This window comes from Gammaproteobacteria bacterium (assembly GCA_032250735.1).
In the GTDB taxonomy this organism is placed as follows: Bacteria; Pseudomonadota; Gammaproteobacteria; order SZUA-152; family SZUA-152; genus SZUA-152.
In genome coordinates this window covers 1-16,068 of the sequence record JAVVEP010000027.1, presented here as the reverse complement: position 1 = coordinate 16,068, position 16,068 = coordinate 1, and the positions used below count along the sequence as shown (strand labels likewise).

General features: G+C 50.5%; 30 protein-coding genes and 1 tRNA gene. All 31 read right to left on the bottom strand.

The window, feature by feature from the left end:
• Positions 1 to 29: 29 nt before the first annotated feature.
• Positions 30 to 105: transfer RNA gene (locus RRB22_13070), tRNA-Lys, on the bottom strand.
• Positions 106 to 224: 119 nt separating this feature from the next.
• The gene (locus RRB22_13065) at positions 225 to 1,487 is read right to left on the bottom strand and encodes a YeeE/YedE family protein (protein MDT8385336.1); all 1,263 of its coding nucleotides are present in this window, start codon (positions 1,485 to 1,487) and stop codon (positions 225 to 227) included.
• Between the two features lie 282 nt (positions 1,488 to 1,769).
• Positions 1,770 to 2,177 (bottom strand): 50S ribosomal protein L17, encoded by a 408-nt coding sequence (gene rplQ, locus RRB22_13060; GenBank protein ID MDT8385335.1) that lies wholly within the window; start codon positions 2,175 to 2,177, stop codon positions 1,770 to 1,772.
• Positions 2,178 to 2,237: 60 nt separating this feature from the next.
• Complete coding sequence (gene rpoA, locus RRB22_13055; protein MDT8385334.1) at positions 2,238 to 3,233, bottom strand: DNA-directed RNA polymerase subunit alpha; 996 nt, start codon at positions 3,231 to 3,233, stop codon at positions 2,238 to 2,240.
• A 138-nt stretch (positions 3,234 to 3,371) separates the two neighbouring features.
• The gene (gene rpsD / locus RRB22_13050) at positions 3,372 to 3,998 is read right to left on the bottom strand and encodes a 30S ribosomal protein S4 (protein MDT8385333.1); all 627 of its coding nucleotides are present in this window, start codon (positions 3,996 to 3,998) and stop codon (positions 3,372 to 3,374) included.
• A 16-nt stretch (positions 3,999 to 4,014) separates the two neighbouring features.
• A complete protein-coding gene (gene rpsK, locus RRB22_13045; protein MDT8385332.1) occupies positions 4,015 to 4,398 on the bottom strand; it encodes a 30S ribosomal protein S11 in 384 nt (127 codons plus the stop codon).
• Between the two features lie 71 nt (positions 4,399 to 4,469).
• The gene (gene rpsM, locus RRB22_13040; protein MDT8385331.1) at positions 4,470 to 4,826 is read right to left on the bottom strand and encodes a 30S ribosomal protein S13; all 357 of its coding nucleotides are present in this window, start codon (positions 4,824 to 4,826) and stop codon (positions 4,470 to 4,472) included.
• 91 nt (positions 4,827 to 4,917) lie between these two features.
• On the bottom strand, positions 4,918 to 5,031 hold the full coding sequence (gene rpmJ, locus RRB22_13035) for a 50S ribosomal protein L36 (GenBank protein MDT8385330.1): 114 nt from the start codon (positions 5,029 to 5,031) through the stop codon (positions 4,918 to 4,920).
• 70 nt (positions 5,032 to 5,101) lie between these two features.
• Positions 5,102 to 6,415 (bottom strand): preprotein translocase subunit SecY, encoded by a 1,314-nt coding sequence (secY, locus tag RRB22_13030; GenBank protein ID MDT8385329.1) that lies wholly within the window; start codon positions 6,413 to 6,415, stop codon positions 5,102 to 5,104.
• Positions 6,416 to 6,454: 39 nt separating this feature from the next.
• Positions 6,455 to 6,889 (bottom strand): 50S ribosomal protein L15, encoded by a 435-nt coding sequence (gene rplO / locus RRB22_13025; protein MDT8385328.1) that lies wholly within the window; start codon positions 6,887 to 6,889, stop codon positions 6,455 to 6,457.
• A 1-nt stretch (position 6,890) separates the two neighbouring features.
• Positions 6,891 to 7,073 (bottom strand): 50S ribosomal protein L30, encoded by a 183-nt coding sequence (gene rpmD, locus RRB22_13020; GenBank protein MDT8385327.1) that lies wholly within the window; start codon positions 7,071 to 7,073, stop codon positions 6,891 to 6,893.
• Between the two features lie 3 nt (positions 7,074 to 7,076).
• Positions 7,077 to 7,583: a 30S ribosomal protein S5 gene (gene rpsE, locus RRB22_13015; protein MDT8385326.1), complete on the bottom strand. Its 507-nt coding sequence runs from the start codon at positions 7,581 to 7,583 to the stop codon at positions 7,077 to 7,079.
• Between the two features lie 16 nt (positions 7,584 to 7,599).
• Complete coding sequence (gene rplR, locus RRB22_13010) at positions 7,600 to 7,953, bottom strand: 50S ribosomal protein L18 (protein MDT8385325.1); 354 nt, start codon at positions 7,951 to 7,953, stop codon at positions 7,600 to 7,602.
• A 12-nt stretch (positions 7,954 to 7,965) separates the two neighbouring features.
• Positions 7,966 to 8,499, bottom strand: a complete 534-nt coding sequence (rplF, locus tag RRB22_13005) for a 50S ribosomal protein L6 (GenBank protein ID MDT8385324.1) — start codon at positions 8,497 to 8,499, stop codon at positions 7,966 to 7,968.
• A 10-nt stretch (positions 8,500 to 8,509) separates the two neighbouring features.
• Complete coding sequence (rpsH, locus tag RRB22_13000; GenBank protein MDT8385323.1) at positions 8,510 to 8,905, bottom strand: 30S ribosomal protein S8; 396 nt, start codon at positions 8,903 to 8,905, stop codon at positions 8,510 to 8,512.
• A 73-nt stretch (positions 8,906 to 8,978) separates the two neighbouring features.
• Positions 8,979 to 9,284, bottom strand: coding sequence for a 30S ribosomal protein S14 (rpsN, locus tag RRB22_12995; GenBank protein MDT8385322.1), 306 nt, complete (start codon positions 9,282 to 9,284; stop codon positions 8,979 to 8,981).
• 10 nt (positions 9,285 to 9,294) lie between these two features.
• Positions 9,295 to 9,834 (bottom strand): 50S ribosomal protein L5, encoded by a 540-nt coding sequence (gene rplE / locus RRB22_12990; protein ID MDT8385321.1) that lies wholly within the window; start codon positions 9,832 to 9,834, stop codon positions 9,295 to 9,297.
• Positions 9,835 to 9,863: 29 nt separating this feature from the next.
• Positions 9,864 to 10,181 (bottom strand): 50S ribosomal protein L24, encoded by a 318-nt coding sequence (rplX, locus tag RRB22_12985; protein MDT8385320.1) that lies wholly within the window; start codon positions 10,179 to 10,181, stop codon positions 9,864 to 9,866.
• A gap of 34 nt (positions 10,182 to 10,215) precedes the next feature.
• A complete protein-coding gene (gene rplN, locus RRB22_12980) occupies positions 10,216 to 10,584 on the bottom strand; it encodes a 50S ribosomal protein L14 (GenBank protein MDT8385319.1) in 369 nt (122 codons plus the stop codon).
• Between the two features lie 172 nt (positions 10,585 to 10,756).
• The gene (gene rpsQ / locus RRB22_12975) at positions 10,757 to 11,014 is read right to left on the bottom strand and encodes a 30S ribosomal protein S17 (GenBank protein MDT8385318.1); all 258 of its coding nucleotides are present in this window, start codon (positions 11,012 to 11,014) and stop codon (positions 10,757 to 10,759) included.
• On the bottom strand, positions 11,011 to 11,211 hold the full coding sequence (rpmC, locus tag RRB22_12970) for a 50S ribosomal protein L29 (GenBank protein MDT8385317.1): 201 nt from the start codon (positions 11,209 to 11,211) through the stop codon (positions 11,011 to 11,013). Before rpmC ends, rpsQ begins: the two co-directional genes overlap by 4 nt.
• Positions 11,211 to 11,624 carry a 50S ribosomal protein L16 gene (gene rplP / locus RRB22_12965; protein ID MDT8385316.1) on the bottom strand — a complete coding sequence of 138 codons (414 nt, stop codon included), beginning with the start codon at positions 11,622 to 11,624 and terminating at the stop codon, positions 11,211 to 11,213. Before rplP ends, rpmC begins: the two co-directional genes overlap by 1 nt.
• Before the next feature lie 19 nt (positions 11,625 to 11,643).
• Complete coding sequence (gene rpsC / locus RRB22_12960; protein ID MDT8385315.1) at positions 11,644 to 12,315, bottom strand: 30S ribosomal protein S3; 672 nt, start codon at positions 12,313 to 12,315, stop codon at positions 11,644 to 11,646.
• A gap of 14 nt (positions 12,316 to 12,329) precedes the next feature.
• Entirely contained in the window at positions 12,330 to 12,662 is a 333-nt protein-coding gene (rplV, locus tag RRB22_12955; protein ID MDT8385314.1) for a 50S ribosomal protein L22, read from the bottom strand.
• A 1-nt stretch (position 12,663) separates the two neighbouring features.
• Positions 12,664 to 12,936: a 30S ribosomal protein S19 gene (gene rpsS, locus RRB22_12950; protein ID MDT8385313.1), complete on the bottom strand. Its 273-nt coding sequence runs from the start codon at positions 12,934 to 12,936 to the stop codon at positions 12,664 to 12,666.
• Between the two features lie 54 nt (positions 12,937 to 12,990).
• The gene (gene rplB, locus RRB22_12945) at positions 12,991 to 13,821 is read right to left on the bottom strand and encodes a 50S ribosomal protein L2 (protein ID MDT8385312.1); all 831 of its coding nucleotides are present in this window, start codon (positions 13,819 to 13,821) and stop codon (positions 12,991 to 12,993) included.
• A 111-nt stretch (positions 13,822 to 13,932) separates the two neighbouring features.
• The gene (gene rplW / locus RRB22_12940; GenBank protein ID MDT8385311.1) at positions 13,933 to 14,226 is read right to left on the bottom strand and encodes a 50S ribosomal protein L23; all 294 of its coding nucleotides are present in this window, start codon (positions 14,224 to 14,226) and stop codon (positions 13,933 to 13,935) included.
• Complete coding sequence (gene rplD, locus RRB22_12935) at positions 14,223 to 14,843, bottom strand: 50S ribosomal protein L4 (GenBank protein ID MDT8385310.1); 621 nt, start codon at positions 14,841 to 14,843, stop codon at positions 14,223 to 14,225. Before rplD ends, rplW begins: the two co-directional genes overlap by 4 nt.
• A gap of 11 nt (positions 14,844 to 14,854) precedes the next feature.
• Positions 14,855 to 15,499, bottom strand: a complete 645-nt coding sequence (gene rplC / locus RRB22_12930) for a 50S ribosomal protein L3 (GenBank protein MDT8385309.1) — start codon at positions 15,497 to 15,499, stop codon at positions 14,855 to 14,857.
• Between the two features lie 100 nt (positions 15,500 to 15,599).
• On the bottom strand, positions 15,600 to 15,914 hold the full coding sequence (gene rpsJ, locus RRB22_12925) for a 30S ribosomal protein S10 (protein MDT8385308.1): 315 nt from the start codon (positions 15,912 to 15,914) through the stop codon (positions 15,600 to 15,602).
• A gap of 53 nt (positions 15,915 to 15,967) precedes the next feature.
• Positions 15,968 to 16,068: elongation factor Tu (locus tag RRB22_12920; GenBank protein ID MDT8385307.1), on the bottom strand; the 101-nt coding region annotated here is incomplete at its 5' end.

Genomic DNA, 16,068 nt, shown 5'->3' with positions numbered 1-16,068 from the left:
CAACCACCAGTGCAGGCAATCGCTGAAAATGGTGGGCCGTCCGCGACTCGAACGCGGGACCATCGGATTAAAAGTCCGGTGCTCTACCAACTGAGCTAACGGCCCTAAAAAAAGGAATGCAAATCATACAGAAATGACGGGGAATAACAACATAAACCGTCGCCTTGCCCGTAAATTTCCAGCCGATTATTCACGGGCAGGGCTGATGGCATATACCGTGTTATTTATACCGCGTCGAGCTTGCGCCAGCTGTTGGGTAACAACTTCATGTCCGCCAGACCGGCGACCAGGGCCTTAAGAAAGCTGGCCTCTGCTTCATACACCAGCTTGTAGTACTGGACCTTCATGGTAATAGCACTACCAAACACAATGGCGATTAATGCCAGGAATGAACCCACCGCCAGCGTCGACACACCGGTAATGCCCTGGCCGATCGTGCAGCCGAGAGCGAGCACGCCCCCAAAGCCCATCAACACTGCACCTATTATGTGGGTCGAAAAATCCTTTATCGAGACAAACCATTCAAATCGGAAGCTTTTACTGACCAGTGCCCACAAAAACGAGCCTGCGATCACACCCAGCAAGGCGACGATACCAAAGGTCAGTAACGAGCGATCCAGGCCTTTGGTTATATAACCAAAGGTCTGCCCCATAGGGTTGATGAAGGTATAAGATTGCGGGCTGAGAGGGCGCCCCTGAGCCGGTTTGCCCTCGTCAGAATCAGCGAGCATGGGCCATTCATTGTAGTAAGTAGTGAGCGAATAGGCTTGCTCATCTACCTCAACAGCGACGTTACTACTGACGTACCAGCCACCCAATACACATAAACCAACAATCAGTCCGCCCAGGATATTGTCCCGACTGGAACGAAAATCGGCGGATTTAAAGATGAAGACCAGGAAAGCGACCACCAGCACGCAACCAATGACCAAGCGGGTCATCAGGGCGTTAGTAGGATTCAGGAGGGCACCAAGATCCTGGCCAGCCGGGGCAGTAATCGCCAGCGGTCTGATCCAGTCATAAAACAGCATGCCAAACAGGGTCTGATCAGAGTCGGGGAAGGGATTGGTCATAAAATAGGCGATGACGGCAATGACGGCCAGCACAACAATCGATTTCAGGTTACCACCACCGATACGCACCAGCGTTTTGTTGCCGCAGCCACTGGCGAGCGTCATTCCGATACCGAATAGAATGCCGCCCAGAATGTTTTCCGCCCAGATCAGTTGAGCGGCGCGATAAGGGGGAAATGCGGCATTCGCATTGACCAGGCCGAAACTCTCGAGGACCACGACGCCCAGCATGGCGACCGCGATAGCCAGCAGCCATGCACGGATCCGGCCGAGATCGCCCATATTGACCCAGTCGGATACGGCACCCATGGTGCAAAAATTGGTTTTATTCGCTACCGCGCCCAATACGATCGCAATGGCGAATATGGCCCACAGAAAAAATGATTCTGCCTCAACAAAACCCTCGAAAATCATTGCCTTCCCCTTGAGAATTAAAAGTAGAACGAGCGCAACACTTCGTCAGAATGAATAACCGTGAAACCTTATCAGGTAATGCTAATATGTTCAAAGAACTATCAGCCCGATTTATTCATTAAAATTTTCTATCGACATATTATAAACGGGTATATTTCAGCAATAAGAAAAGTATTTAGCCGCTGGCGAAAAGGGACATGAGAGATCCCCTACACAACATTCGGGCACAAAAAAACCGGGAAGAACCCGGTCTTTATGTGCTTCGATCTCGGAGGATCAGGCCTATTCTTCCGTCAGAGTCTCGGCTGTATTTTCAACATCCACCTCTGTGACAGGACGATCGACCAGCTCGACGATGGCCATGGGTGCATTATCGCCAGCACGGAAACCACACTTCAAAATGCGCATGTAGCCACCGGGGCGTTCCTGATAACGCGGCCCCAGATCATTGAACAGCTTGGTCACCATATCGCGGTTACGAATACGATCAAACACGATACGACGATTGGCTACCGAGTCATCTTTGGCACGAGTAATCAATGGCTCGATGACACGACGCAGCTCTTTGGCCTTGGGCAGCGTTGTTTTAATCACTTCATGCTCAAACAGCGATGAAGCCATATTACGAAACATAGCCTTACGGTGGCTGCTGTTGCGATTTAATTGTCGGCCAGATTGACGATGACGCATTGGGATGTTCCTTTAAACGAATACTATTCTAAGCTGATAGCGATTTAACAAATTACGCCGTTAGGCACTTTCGCGCTGTTCTTTCAGGCTGGCAGGCGGCCAATTTTCCAGCCGCATACCCAGGGACAGACCCTTGGTCGCCAGAATGCTCTTGATTTCTGTGAGCGACTTTCTGCCCAGATTTGGCGTCTTCAGCAATTCAACTTCCGTGCACTGAATCAGATCGCCGATGTAATAAATCTGTTCCGCCTTCAGGCAATTAGCGGAACGTACCGTCAATTCAAGATCATCAACCGGGCGCAGCAGGATGGGATCCACTTCTGGCTCATCCGTAGCGGAAGTCGCTTCTTCACGACTCTGCAAATCAACAAACGTCGACAACTGATCCTGCAAAATAGTGGCGGCAATGCGTACCACAGCTTCGGGATCCAGGGTGCCGTCGGTTTCCAGTTCGATAATCAAACGATCCAGATCAGTACGCTGTTCCACACGCGCCTTTTCGACTGTGTAGGCGACACGCTCTACAGGACTGAAAGACGCGTCTAATCGCAGACTGCCAATCGCGCGGTCCTGGTCGTCGTTACTGCGTGCTGTTGATGGCTCATAGCCACGACCGGTCGCTATTTTCAGGGTCATTTTCAGCGAACCGCTTTTCGTCAGATTGGCGATGACATGATCAGGGTTTACCAGCTCAACATCGTGATCCAGAGTAATGTCAGCGCCGGTCACGGGACCCGGACCCTTCTTGTCTAACGTAAGGGTAGCCTGGTCACGAGCATGCATGCGGAAAGCCAGGCCCTTTAGGTTCAACAAGATGTCGATGACGTCTTCCTGAACACCTTCGATGGTGCTGTATTCGTGTAACACGCCTTCAATTTCTGCTTCGACAACTGCGCAGCCAGAGATAGAAGACAGTAAGATGCGTCGTAAAGCATTACCTAAGGTATGACCAAAGCCTCTTTCCAAGGGTTCTAAGGTGACCTTGGCATGACGAGCATTAAACACTTGTACATTAACGATACTTGGCTTCAAAAATTCAGACGCTAAATCCTGCATGGATTTCCCTCTCTGCTTTTAACAGCAATGATGTCTTATTACATTAAAACAAAACCCGCTTTTCATATTTCCCATGCAACGTACCATGTAAATAGCGGGTATCAGCCTTGGCTGAGCGTGTACGAGTCGTACCTTACTTTACTTAGAGTACAGCTCGACGATCAAATGCTCATTGATGTCAGACGACAATTCAGAACGTTCCGGACGCGCCTTAAACACACCGGTAAATTTCTTGGCATCGACATCAATCCAGTCAGCAAAACCGCGCTGGCTTGCCATATCCAGGGCAGATTGGATACGCAACTGATTGCGACTACTTTCACGCACCGCAACCTCATCCGCAGGATTTACCTGGTAAGAAGGAATAGTCACCGTAGTACCATTAACGACAATGGCCTTATGACGCACCAATTGACGGGCTTCACTACGCGAAGCTGCAAAACCCATTCGATACACCACAGTATCCAGACGGGACTCAAGTGCCTGCAGCAGGTTTTCGCCCGTTGCACCCTTGCTGCCATCAGCTTGCTGATAATACAGACGGAACTGTTTCTCTAAAATGCCGTAAGTACGACGCATTTTCTGTTTTTCACGCAGCTGCGTTGCATAATCTGAAGTACGGGTACGACGCTGGCCGTGCTGCCCAGGTGGGAACGCACGATTTTCCATTGCACATTTGCCACCGAAACACTTCTCACCCTTGAGGAAAAGCTTCTCGCCTTCACGACGACACTGACGACACTTTGGACCTATGTATCTAGCCATTCTTAATACTCCAAACTTAAACGCGGCGACGTTTTGGCGGACGACAACCATTGTGCGGAATTGGCGTCACATCAGTAATACTGGTGATGTTAAAACCATTGGAATTCAGGGCGCGGATTGCCGATTCACGACCAGGCCCAGGGCCTTTCACGCAGACGTCAAGATTTTTCATGCCCATTTCTTTCACCACCACAGCCACACGCTCAGCAGCAACCTGTGCGGCAAACGGGGTGCTCTTACGAGACCCGCGGAAGCCGGAACCGCCGGCGGTTGCCCATGCAAGCGCATTACCCTGACGGTCGGTAATAGTGACAATCGTATTGTTAAAGGTCGCATGTACATGCGCGATACCGTCAACTACGTTCTTTTTAACTTTCTTGCGAGTGCGAGGACTTGCCATTCCGATAACCTGTGTTAATCAAACAATGTTAAAAAAATAAATTCTGTATCACCACGTTAAATCGCGTTGAATTATTTACGCACCATACGACGCGGGCCTTTACGGGTGCGGGCATTTGTCCGGGTGCGTTGACCACGAAGGGGTAGACCACGACGATGGCGGATTCCACGATAGCAGCCAAGATCCATTAAGCGCTTGATATTCATGGAAACTTCGCGACGAAGATCACCCTCAACATCAAATTTCGCCACTTCGGAACGCAGCAACTCGAGCTCTTGCTCCGTCAGATCCTTGATTTTGGCGTCCGTTTTGACACCAGATGCCGCACAGATCTGTTTTGCACGTGTGGGGCCGATACCAAATATCGCCGTCAGGCCAATCACGGTATGTTTGTGCGTCGGTATATTAATACCCGCTATACGAGCCATTCAATCAATCTCCAAAATAACGCCGAAGGAAGCCGGCTATTGTAATCAGTTTTTGACCCGCCATCAAGAGGGATGGGCCAAAGACAGTATTTTAGCCCTGGCGCTGCTTGTGGCGAGGATCTGCGCAAATTACCCGAACTACGCCCTTGCGACGTACAACCTTGCATTTGTTGCAAATTTTCTTAACCGAGGCACGAACTTTCATGGTCATTCTCCAAACATTTAGTGGCCATTAATTAGGCCTAAAACTTATTGATTCAGCCAGCAATAAGGTCTTATATACCGCTGCGCCCATAGCCTTTCAGATTGGCCTTTTTCATCAGCCCTTCGTACTGATGGGACATTAAGTGTGACTGGATCTGTGAAATAAAATCCATCACTACCACTACGATAATCAGCAATGATGTGCCACCGAAATAGAAGGGTACATTCCAGTACACAATCATAAATTCAGGCAACAAACAGACCGCAGTAATGTAGATTGCCCCGATCAGTGTCAACCGTGACATAACGCCATCAATATATTTAGCCGTGTTCTGGCCTGGACGAATTCCGGGAATAAATGCACCAGAACGCTTCAGGTTGTCTGCCGTATCTTTTGGATTAAACTGCAGGGCCGTATAAAAAAAGCAAAAGAAAATAATTGCCAGGGCATACATGAACACATATACGGGCTGTCCGGGAGACAAAGTGGAAGAAATATCCTTCAACCATCCCATGCCTTCTGTCTGCCCAAACCAGCCACCCAGGGTTGCTGGAAACAGAATAATACTGGAGGCGAAAATAGGGGGGATCACACCCGCCATATTCACCTTGAGCGGCAAATGACTTTTTTGCGCCGCAAACACCTTGCGTCCCTGTTGGCGCTTGGCATAGTTCACCGTGATACGCCGCTGGCCTCGCTCCATAAAGACCACAAAGGCCGTCACACCGATGGACAGGGCCAGCAGGAATATCACCAGAATGGCGCTTAGCTCACCGATACGAGCCAACTCAAGCGTTCCGCCAATCGCTGCAGGCAGGCCAGCAACAATACCCGCAAAGATTATCAGCGAGATACCGTTACCAATTCCACGTTCAGTGACCTGTTCGCCAAGCCACATAAGAAACATGGTGCCGGTCACCAGACTCACGACTGCCGTAAAGACGAACGCGGGACCCGGCGCCGGCACAACGGCAAGGGCACCAACGGTCTGGCCCTGCAGGGCAATAGCAACACCGATGGACTGAAAAGTTGCCAGTCCCAGCGTGCCATAGCGGGTGTACTGGGTAATCTTGCGGCGACCAGATTCACCCTCTTTCTTCATCTGCTCCAGTTTCGGAACAACCGCCGTCAATAGCTGCATGATGATCGATGCTGAAATATAGGGCATGACACCCAGGGCAAAAAGCGAAAGTCGACCCAGGGCACCACCCGAGAACATGTTGAACATGTCGAGTATGGTGCCCTTCTGTTGTTCAAACAACGCAGCCAGGGCAGCAGGATCAATCCCAGGGACCGGTATAAAGGAACCGACTCGAAAGACAATCATCGCCAGCAACACGAACAGCAACCGCTGTTTGAGTTCGGACAATTTACCTGAGCCCATAGCTCCGAGCACTGAAGAACCTGAGGCTGACACCGGCTGTTATTCCTCGATCTTTCCGCCGGCGGCTTCGATAGCAGCACGCGCACCCTTGGTGACGCCCAGACCACTGATCGTAACAGGCTTGCTGATCTCGCCAGATAAAATCACCTTGGCGCGCTTAATCTGTTGGCCGATGACATTCACCGCCTTCAAAGACAACAAGTCAACCACATCACCCTCAACCAGCTCCAGCTCATTCAGGCGAATCTCCGCAACAAATTGTGCCTTACGTGATGTAAAGCCAACTTTCGGCAGACGGCGCTGGAGCGGCATCTGACCACCCTCAAAGCCGACTTTCCTGAAGCCGCCTGAGCGTGACTTCTGACCCTTATGGCCACGGCCACCAGTTTTACCTAAGCCACAACCGATACCACGTCCGACGCGCTTGGCATCTTTTTTGGAGCCTTCGGCAGGTTTTAATGTATTTAAATGCATCTTACGCATCCTCGATCTTAAGCATGTAAGACACAGCATTCATCATGCCGCGATTACAAGGCGTATCGTCAACAATGATTGTTTGGTGGATGCGACGCAAACCCAAGCCAGAAACACAACTCTTGTGTGCCGCCAAACGACCAATCGTGCTTTTCGTTAATGTAATTTTAACTTGCTTAGCCATGACTTACCCCAAAATCTCTTCAACGCTTTTGCCACGCTTTGCAGCAACTGAATCCGGTGTCGTCATCTCAGTCAAACCCTTGAATGTTGCATGTACAACATTGATGGGATTGGTAGAGCCGATGCATTTTGCCAACACATCACGCACACCCACCGCTTCAAACACGGCACGCATGGCGCCACCAGCGATGATTCCAGTACCTTCCGAAGCCGGCAACATAACGACCTTGGCTGCACCATGATTGCCAATCAAGGGATACTGCAGTGTGCCGCCCTTAAGATTGATGGTGCTCATATTTTTACGTGCTTCTTCCATAGCCTTTTGAACAGCGACAGGCACTTCGCGAGCCTTACCGCGACCAAAACCGACCCTGCCCTCACCATCACCGACCACTGTCAGCGCAGTGAAACTGAAGATGCGGCCACCCTTCACTACTTTTGCGACTCGATTGATATTTACCAGCTTCTCAATCAAGCCATCACTATTGGATTGTGCGTCAAATTTCGCCATAACAGATACCTTACTTTTATAGAGTCAAGCCGCTTTCACGCGCGGCATCTGCAAGCGCTTTTACACGCCCATGATATTTAAACCCGGAACGGTCAAATGCGACCTGATCAACACCGTTGGACTTGGCGCGCTCTGCAATCAGCTGGCCGATTTTTACCGCCGCTTCAACATTGCCAGTGTGCTTCAGGCCAGATTTAATATCGGCCTCCATCGTCGATGCGCTCGCCACCACTTTACTACCATCAGGACTGATAACCTGTGCGTAGGTATGCTGTGATGTACGGTGCACGCAAAGACGATAGGCGCCGAGCTCCCGGATCTTCGAACGTGTGCGCTTGGCACGACGTAAACGACTTTGTTTCTTATCCATTGCGTATTGCCTCTACTTCTTCTTGGCTTCTTTGCGGATCACATGCTCATCTGAATAGCGAACACCTTTGCCCTTATAGGGTTCAGGTGGACGATAAGCACGAATGTTTGCAGCAACCTGCCCCACCTGCTGTTTGTCGATGCCTTTGACAATCACTTCAGTCTGGCTGGGGGTTTCAATTGTTATGCCTTCAGGCACAACATATTCAACCGGATGCGAAAATCCCAAAGAAAGATTTAATGTTTTGCCCTGGGCCTGGGCACGATAACCCACACCGATCAGCGTCAATTTTTTCTCGAATCCCGTACTAACACCGGTGACCATATTATTCACAACAGCCCGTGTCGTACCCGCCAAGGCATTGGAGCTGGCTGCAGTATCGCGCGCAGCAAAGGTCAATACTGAATCTTGCTGAGTGACTTCAACAGAATCATGCGTTTCATGGATGAGTTCGCCCTTGCTGCTTTTCACCTTGACGGACTGGCCGCTCAAGGTGACTTCAACACCAGCAGGGATTTGGATAGGGTTTTTAGCTACGCGTGACATCGTCTACCTCCTAAGCTACGAAGCAGATGACTTCACCACCATGACCCGCTTTACGCGCGGCACGGTCGGTCATCAAGCCTTTCGAGGTGGATATGACTGCAACACCCAGCCCATTCATCACTGTCGGTAATTCATCTTTACCTTTATATACGCGCAAACCTGGACGGCTAACGCGTTTGATCATATCGAGAACCGGTGCGCCTTCGTAATACTTGAGCGCAATCTCTAAAACCGGCTTACCATCGATATCCTGTACGGAAACACTATTGACGTAACCTTCCTCAATCAGCAAATTCGCAATTGCGAGCTTCTTTTTGGAAGATGGCATCGACACTGTCAGCTTGCCAGCCGACAATGCATTACGAATGCGTGTCAACATATCCGCGATGGGATCAGTCATGCTCATGCCAAATACTCCTAAATTATTCTGCCTCTGTAGATAGAGGCAGAAACCGTAATACAACAACTCTAAAAAATGATTACCAGCTTGCCTTAACCAGGCCCGGAATATCACCACGCATTGCCGCCTCACGCAGCTTTGTGCGTGAAAGACCAAATTTGCGATAATAACCATGCGGGCGTCCCGTTTCACGGCAGCGATTCCGCTGACGGCAGGGACTGGCATTACGCGGCAGCATTTGGAATTTACGCTGCGCTTCAGCACGATCCTCCATGCTCAGACTCTCGTCTTTTAGCTGCGCTTTTAGCTCCGCACGCTTGGTTGCATATTTCGCAACAGTAAGGGTGCGTTTCAATTCACGATTAATAATAGATTTTTTTGCCATGCCGTTCTCTCTACTTTTTGAGCGGAAGGTTAAAAGCGGTCAACAGCGCGCGAGCCTCATCATCAGTCTTTGCACTGGTTGTAAAGGTAATGTCCATTCCTCTGATCGCGTCGATTTGATCGTAATCAATCTCCGGGAAGATAATCTGCTCCTGGATACCCATGCTGTAATTGCCACGACCATCAAAGGCATTCGCCTTCAGACCACGGAAGTCACGAATACGGGGTATCGCGACAGTCACCAGCCGGTCCAGGAAGTCATACATGCGATCGCGTCGCAAGGTAACCTTGCAGCCGATTGGCCAGCCTTCGCGAACCTTGAAACCTGCCACAGATAGACGCGCAAGATTGACAACGGGCTGCTGGCCCGCGATTTTTGTCATATCATCAACAGCATGTTGGATGATTTTTTTATCGCCAATCGCCTCACCGAGCCCCATGTTGAGGGTTATTTTCTCAAGCTTGGGCACTTCCATCACACTCTTGAAACCAAACTGTTCCTTGAGCTGGGCAACCACTGTGTCTTTGTAATATTCTCTTAATCGGGACATGCTCTTTCTTCCGTCCTACCTAGTAACTTTTAGATATCCACAACTTCGTTGCTGGATTTGAAAAATCTTACTTTATTGCCATCTTTCAGCGTCTTGATACCAACACGGTCAGCTTTGCCCGCCGCTGAGTTGTATAAAGCAACATTGGAGATATGCAGCGACATCTCTTTTTCGATAATACCACCAGCCTCACCCGCATTCGGGTTTGCCTTGACGTGTTTTTTGGCCATGTTGCAATTCTCAACCAACACACGATCGTCTGCCGTAATTTTCAAAACAGCGCCACGTTTACCCTTGTCTTTACCGGTGGTGATGATGACCTCATCGCCTTTTTTGATCTTACGCATCGTAATTCTCTTTCTTACTTTCTATAAATAGGGCTTACAGAACTTCAGGAGCCAGCGAAATGATTTTCATAAAGCGCTCGCTACGCAACTCGCGCGTCACGGGGCCAAAAATACGCGTGCCAATGGGTTGCAGGTTGGCATTTAGCAGCACTGCCGCATTGCCATCAAAGCGGATCAACGAGCCATCGGGGCGACGAACGCCTTTAGCTGTACGTACCACAACAGCATTATAGACATCGCCTTTTTTGACCTTTCCGCGAGGGATAGCCTCTTTTATGCTCACTTTGATAACGTCACCAATACCCGCATAACGCCGCTTGGAGCCACCCAGGACCTTGATACACATCAGCCGACGAGCACCGCTGTTGTCGGCCACATCTAATATCGTCTGCATCTGAATCATCGAAACATCTCCGCAAAACCGCGCACAAAGCCACCCGGACCAGCCGGATTGAGGGCGCGCATCATACCACTAAAACGAACAGAGCCCAAATCTTTTATTACGTTTGGGCTCTGCAAGAAACTGCCTGTGCCGGCCGCTCCTCTGCTGGGGGCGTCTCGGCAGGCGAGCGAAACTAGTTCGCGCGCTTTACAACCTCCACCAACTTCCATGACTTGGTCTTGGAAATGGGGCGGCACTCGGTAATAGTGACTTCGTCGCCGATATTACACTCGTTATTTTCATCATGGACGTGCAATTTGGTCGAACGACGGATGAACTTGCCATACAGCGGGTGTTTCACGCGACGCTCCACCAACACGGTAATACTGCGATCCATCTTGTCGCTGATTACACGACCAGATTTTGTGCGGATTGTTTTGGTTTCACTCATTCTGCGCCACCCGTACTTTTCTCGTTCATAATCGTCATTACCCGTGCAACATCCCGGCGAACGGACTTAATGCGAGCCGAGTTACTCAGCTGCCCCGTTCCTTTTTGCATGCGCAGGTTAAATTGTTCACGCAACAGCCCCTGAAGCTCTTCCTTCAGCTCTGTCTCGTTTTTGGTTCTCAATTCTTTGACTTCCATCACATCACCGTCCGCGTCACAAATGTCGTTGCCACAGGAAGCTTGGCTGCGGCTAGCTGAAACGCCTCACGCGCCAACTCTTCACTAACACCTTCCATTTCAAACAACATACGACCTGGCTGAATCTGGGCTACCCAGTATTCAACACCACCCTTACCTTTACCCATTCGTACTTCAAGGGGTTTCTTGGTAACCGGTTTATCGGGGAACACACGAATCCAGATTTTTCCACCACGTTTAATATGGCGCGACATTGCACGACGACTGGCTTCAATCTGGCGAGCAGTAATACGCCCACGACCCTTGGCTTTAAGGCCAAACTCACCGAAACTGACATCACCCCCACGGAAAGCTAGTCCGCGGTTACGACCCTTCATCTGTTTGCGAAATTTAGTTCGCTTTGGCTGTAACATCTCTCTAACTCCCTAACGACTAGCTTGTAGCTTTTTCGGTGGCGCCGGCCTGAGCCTCAGCCTTATCAAACACTTCACCCTTAAACACCCAGACTTTCACGCCAATGATGCCGTAAGTCGTGTTGGCCTCTATGGTGCCGTAATCAATGTCGGCACGAAGAGTGTGAAGAGGAACGCGGCCTTCGTGATACCACTCGGCGCGAGCTATATCCGCACCATTCAAGCGACCTGAGACACGAATCTTGATCCCCTGAGCGCCCAAACGCATTGCATTCTGGACAGCGCGTTTCATAGCGCGACGGAACATGATGCGGCGTTCCAGCTGTTGAGCTACATTTTCTGCGACCAGCGCCGCATCCAGCTCAGGCTTGCGAATTTCTTCAATGTTAAGGCTGACGGGGATGCCCATCATTTTCGTTACATCCTGGCGAAGACGTTCGACATCTTCACCCTTTTTACCGATCACGATGCCGGGGCGCGCCGTATGAATTGTGATCCGCGCGTTGTTGGCCGGGCGCTCAATCTGGACACGACTGACCGATGCACTCTTCAACTTCTTTTTGATGAAGTCACGGACCTTCAGATCCATGTTCAGTGTATCAGCGAAATCCTTGGAATCTGCATACCACTTGGATGTCCAGTCTTTGACAATACCTAAGCGTATTCCCGTTGGATGTACTTTCTGACCCATTACAGACCCCTTAATTAACTATCGCTAACCGTCACAGTGATATGACTGTGACGCTTTAAAATTCGAACACCACGACCCTTGGCACGGGCACGCATACGCTTGTGGGTAGGACCTTCATCCACAAACACCGTAGAAACCTTCAATTCGTCGATATCGGCGCCGTTATTATGCTCAGCATTGGCGATTGCAGATTCCAGCACCTTTTTCATGATCTGTGCGGCTTTTTTCGGGCTGAAAGCCAATACCTGCAAAGCCTTTTCGACATGAAGCCCGCGAATCTGGTCAGCCACCAGACGGCCTTTTTGAGCCGACAACGGGGCGTTTTTCAATTGTGCGTTTACTTGCATTTTACCGGCCCTTCTTGTCTGCTACGTGACCACGATAGGTCCGCGTCGGCGCAAATTCGCCGAGTTTGTAACCCACCATATCTTCAGTAATGAAGACCGGCATATGCTGGCGGCCGTTGTGTACGGCGATGGTTAAGCCCAACATATCAGGCAAAATCATCGAACGACGCGACCATGTTTTAATGGGTTTTCTACTATTACTCTCCGCTGCCTCTTGCACCTTCTTGGCAAGATGTAAATCAACGAAAGGTCCTTTGCGTATTGAACGTGGCACGATACTGTCTCTCTTTTCTTTAAATAAAGTAAGTATAAAGTCAGTGACTAGTCTTTATTTCGATTTACGACGGCGAAGAATCATGCCATCAGTACGTTTGTTACTACGGGTCTTGTAACCCTTGGTCGGAGTTCCCCAGGGTGATACGGGATGACGTCCACCTGAGGTACGGCCTTCACCACCACCATGCGGATGATCAACCGGGTTCATAGCAACACCGCGAACCGTCGGACGCACACCACGCCAGCGAGCTGCACCCGCCTTACCCAACTTGCGCAAGTTATGCTCACTGTTGCCAACTTCGCCAATGACGGCACGGCATTCGTTGTGAATCTTGCGCATCTCACCAGAGCGCAGACGCAGAGTAACGTACTCGCCTTCACGCGCAATCAGCTGCGCAGAAGCGCCGGCACTGCGCATCATCTGCGCACCTTTACCCTGTTTCATTTCAACACAATGCACCGTGCTACCCACGGGAATCGTGCGCAACGGCAGGCAATTGCCCGGCTTGATCGGCGAACCTTCGCCAGAGTGGATCACCGAGCCTGCTTCAACACCCTTCGGCGCAATGATGTAACGACGCTCACCATCAGCAAACAATAACAAGGCAATGTGCGCGCTACGATTCGGATCATATTCCAGACGTTCAACACGGGCTGGAATACCGTCTTTGTCATTACGTTTAAAATCGACAAGACGATAATGCTGCTTGTGGCCACCACCACGATGCCGTGTAGTGATATGGCCATTGTTATTACGCCCACCTGAACGAGATTGTTTCTCGACCAGGGGCGCAAAGGGCTCGCCTTTATGCAGGTCAGGATTTGAGACCCGCACAACAAAGCGGCGTCCTGGTGATGTCGGTTTTGATTTTATAATTGCCATTCTTACTTAACTCCGGTTGCCTTGAGTTGGGCTCTTAACTGCGAGCCGTACAACTGATGCACCTAACTATTTCTTGATTACAAACGTTTCTTCGAATTACAGGTTTGTTGTTCAGCTGCCAGAAAACTCAATGGACTGACCCGCCTTAACACGCACATAAGCCTTCTTCCAGTCACTACGACGACCTATGCGGGCGCCGCTACGCTTCGTTTTGCCCTTTACATTGGCAACACGCACGGCATCAACTTCAACCTCAAACAATTTTTCAACCGCCCGCTTTACTTCAGGCTTGGTAGCATCTTTCGCAATACGAAATACGTATTGGTTGCTGGACTCACCCAGGACCGCTGCCTTTTCCGTAATATGCGGTCCCAGCAAGACTTTCATGATTCGTACGTCATTCATGCCAGCATCTCCTCAATCTTTTTAATCGCGGCAACCGTCATCAGCACGTTGTTGCTACCGACCAGGCTCACCGGATTAATATCCGCCGCCGTCAGCACATCAACATGGTGCAGATTGCGCGCTGACAGGTACAAAGTGTCATCCGCGTCTTCAGTAATGATTACGCCGCTAACGAACTTCATTGCACCAAGCTTCTCAACCAGGTCCTTGGTTTTAGGACCATCCATTTTGAAACTGTCAACAATGGTCAAACGCTCCTGCCGCACCAGCTCAGAAAGAATGGAGCGCATAGCAATGCGGTACATCTTCTTGTTCACCTTTTGCGAATGATCCTGATTGGACAATGCAAAAGTGTGTCCGCCTGAACGCCATAGCGGACTGCGAATTGTACCAGCACGAGCGCGTCCCGTCCCCTTTTGACGCCAGGGTTTTATGCCACCGCCGCTCACATCAGAACGGCTCTTGGTGCCACGGGTACCACTGCGACCACCCGCCAGATAGGCAGTAACCACTTGATGGATCAGCGCCTCGTTGAAATCACTCGCGAAAGTTCCGTCAGAAACCTCCACGGATTTGGTCGAGGCCTTACCCGTTGCCGTTGTCAATTTTAGATCCATGATTCAGCCCCTCACTTCTTGGTCTTAACTGCGGGGCGCACTAGAAGATCGCCACCTTTCGCGCCGGGTACAGCGCCTTTTACGAGCAGCAAATTGCGCTCAGCATCAACACGCACCACTTCAAGATTTTCGTTGGTGGTCCGCGCATTACCCATGTGGCCAGCCATCTTCTTGCCCTTGAACACGTGCCCAGGCGTCTGACCCATACCGATCGAACCTACGGCACGATGCGAAAGCGAGTTACCATGAGTGGCATCTTGCATCGCAAAGTTATAGCGTTTAATAACACCCGCGAAGCCTTTACCGATACTCGTGCCGATCACATCCACTTTCTGGCCTTCCGTGAAAAGGTCCACATGCAGGGTTCCGCCGGCTACCAGGTCATCACCCTCACCATCGGCCAAACGAAACTCCCACATACCGCGACCAGCCTCCACGCCAGATTTGGCGAAGTGGCCAGCAGCGGCTTTATTCACCCGCGAAGGGCGGCGACTGCCTGTTGTTACCTGTACCGCGCGATAGCCATCAGTTTCCAGTGTTTTTACCTGGGAAATACGATTCGGCTCCACTTCGATTACGGTCACAGGAATCGAAACACCATCTTCAGTGAAGATGCGCGTCATTCCCGCTTTACGGCCGACAATTCCAATGGTCATCTTAATCTTCCTCTACCTTGTGGCGGCTGAATCAGCCACACACATTATTTTTAGCTTTACGTTTTTAGCTTTACGTTAGTCGCGCTCTCAAGAGCAGCGATTAACCCAGCTTGATTTGCACATCCACACCAGCGGCAAGATCAAGCTTCATCAGCGCATCCACGGTTTTGTCGGTCGGATCGACGATGTCGAGCAGCCGCTTGTGGGTGCGTAATTCATACTGATCACGCGCATCCTTATTGACATGCGGCGAGGTCAGCACCGTCCAACGCTCTTTGCGCGTCGGCAACGGGATAGGACCGTGAATCTGGGCGCCGGTACGCTTGGCGGTCTCAACGATCTCCTGCGCAGATAGGTCAATCAGCCGATGATCGAAAGCCTTTAAGCGAATGCGAATTCTTTGTCCTGCTGCCATTTTCTAACCCTTCTTAATCAAATAAGTTTCGACAATTGAGTACGTTGACGCTATTACTCAATAATCTTCGCAACCACACCGGCACCGACGGTACGACCGCCTTCGCGAATCGCGAAGCGCAGGCCTTCTTCCATGGCGATGGGGTTGATCAGCT

Excerpts from the sequence above, each read along its gene's own strand:
- RRB22_13065 (MDT8385336.1), bottom strand. The coding sequence starts at position 1,487 with ATGATTTTCGAGGGTTTTGTTGAGGCAGAATCATTTTTTCTGTGGGCC.
- rplQ (MDT8385335.1), bottom strand. The coding sequence starts at position 2,177 with ATGCGTCATCGTCAATCTGGCCGACAATTAAATCGCAACAGCAGCCAC.
- rpoA (MDT8385334.1), bottom strand. The coding sequence starts at position 3,233 with ATGCAGGATTTAGCGTCTGAATTTTTGAAGCCAAGTATCGTTAATGTA.
- rpsD (MDT8385333.1), bottom strand. The coding sequence starts at position 3,998 with ATGGCTAGATACATAGGTCCAAAGTGTCGTCAGTGTCGTCGTGAAGGC.
- rpsK (MDT8385332.1), bottom strand. The coding sequence starts at position 4,398 with ATGGCAAGTCCTCGCACTCGCAAGAAAGTTAAAAAGAACGTAGTTGAC.
- rpsM (MDT8385331.1), bottom strand. The coding sequence starts at position 4,826 with ATGGCTCGTATAGCGGGTATTAATATACCGACGCACAAACATACCGTG.
- rpmJ (MDT8385330.1), bottom strand. The coding sequence starts at position 5,031 with ATGAAAGTTCGTGCCTCGGTTAAGAAAATTTGCAACAAATGCAAGGTT.
- secY (MDT8385329.1), bottom strand. The coding sequence starts at position 6,415 with ATGGGCTCAGGTAAATTGTCCGAACTCAAACAGCGGTTGCTGTTCGTG.
- rplO (MDT8385328.1), bottom strand. The coding sequence starts at position 6,889 with ATGCATTTAAATACATTAAAACCTGCCGAAGGCTCCAAAAAAGATGCC.
- rpmD (MDT8385327.1), bottom strand. The coding sequence starts at position 7,073 with ATGGCTAAGCAAGTTAAAATTACATTAACGAAAAGCACGATTGGTCGT.
- rpsE (MDT8385326.1), bottom strand. The coding sequence starts at position 7,583 with ATGGCGAAATTTGACGCACAATCCAATAGTGATGGCTTGATTGAGAAG.
- rplR (MDT8385325.1), bottom strand. The coding sequence starts at position 7,953 with ATGGATAAGAAACAAAGTCGTTTACGTCGTGCCAAGCGCACACGTTCG.
- rplF (MDT8385324.1), bottom strand. The coding sequence starts at position 8,499 with ATGTCACGCGTAGCTAAAAACCCTATCCAAATCCCTGCTGGTGTTGAA.
- rpsH (MDT8385323.1), bottom strand. The coding sequence starts at position 8,905 with ATGAGCATGACTGATCCCATCGCGGATATGTTGACACGCATTCGTAAT.
- rpsN (MDT8385322.1), bottom strand. The coding sequence starts at position 9,284 with ATGGCAAAAAAATCTATTATTAATCGTGAATTGAAACGCACCCTTACT.
- rplE (MDT8385321.1), bottom strand. The coding sequence starts at position 9,834 with ATGTCCCGATTAAGAGAATATTACAAAGACACAGTGGTTGCCCAGCTC.
- rplX (MDT8385320.1), bottom strand. The coding sequence starts at position 10,181 with ATGCGTAAGATCAAAAAAGGCGATGAGGTCATCATCACCACCGGTAAA.
- rplN (MDT8385319.1), bottom strand. The coding sequence starts at position 10,584 with ATGATTCAGATGCAGACGATATTAGATGTGGCCGACAACAGCGGTGCT.
- rpsQ (MDT8385318.1), bottom strand. The coding sequence starts at position 11,014 with ATGAGTGAAACCAAAACAATCCGCACAAAATCTGGTCGTGTAATCAGC.
- rpmC (MDT8385317.1), bottom strand. The coding sequence starts at position 11,211 with ATGGAAGTCAAAGAATTGAGAACCAAAAACGAGACAGAGCTGAAGGAA.
- rplP (MDT8385316.1), bottom strand. The coding sequence starts at position 11,624 with ATGTTACAGCCAAAGCGAACTAAATTTCGCAAACAGATGAAGGGTCGT.
- rpsC (MDT8385315.1), bottom strand. The coding sequence starts at position 12,315 with ATGGGTCAGAAAGTACATCCAACGGGAATACGCTTAGGTATTGTCAAA.
- rplV (MDT8385314.1), bottom strand. The coding sequence starts at position 12,662 with ATGCAAGTAAACGCACAATTGAAAAACGCCCCGTTGTCGGCTCAAAAA.
- rplB (MDT8385312.1), bottom strand. The coding sequence starts at position 13,821 with ATGGCAATTATAAAATCAAAACCGACATCACCAGGACGCCGCTTTGTT.
- rplW (MDT8385311.1), bottom strand. The coding sequence starts at position 14,226 with ATGAATGACGTACGAATCATGAAAGTCTTGCTGGGACCGCATATTACG.
- rplD (MDT8385310.1), bottom strand. The coding sequence starts at position 14,843 with ATGGATCTAAAATTGACAACGGCAACGGGTAAGGCCTCGACCAAATCC.
- rplC (MDT8385309.1), bottom strand. The coding sequence starts at position 15,499 with ATGACCATTGGAATTGTCGGCCGTAAAGCGGGAATGACGCGCATCTTC.
- rpsJ (MDT8385308.1), bottom strand. The coding sequence starts at position 15,914 with ATGGCAGCAGGACAAAGAATTCGCATTCGCTTAAAGGCTTTCGATCAT.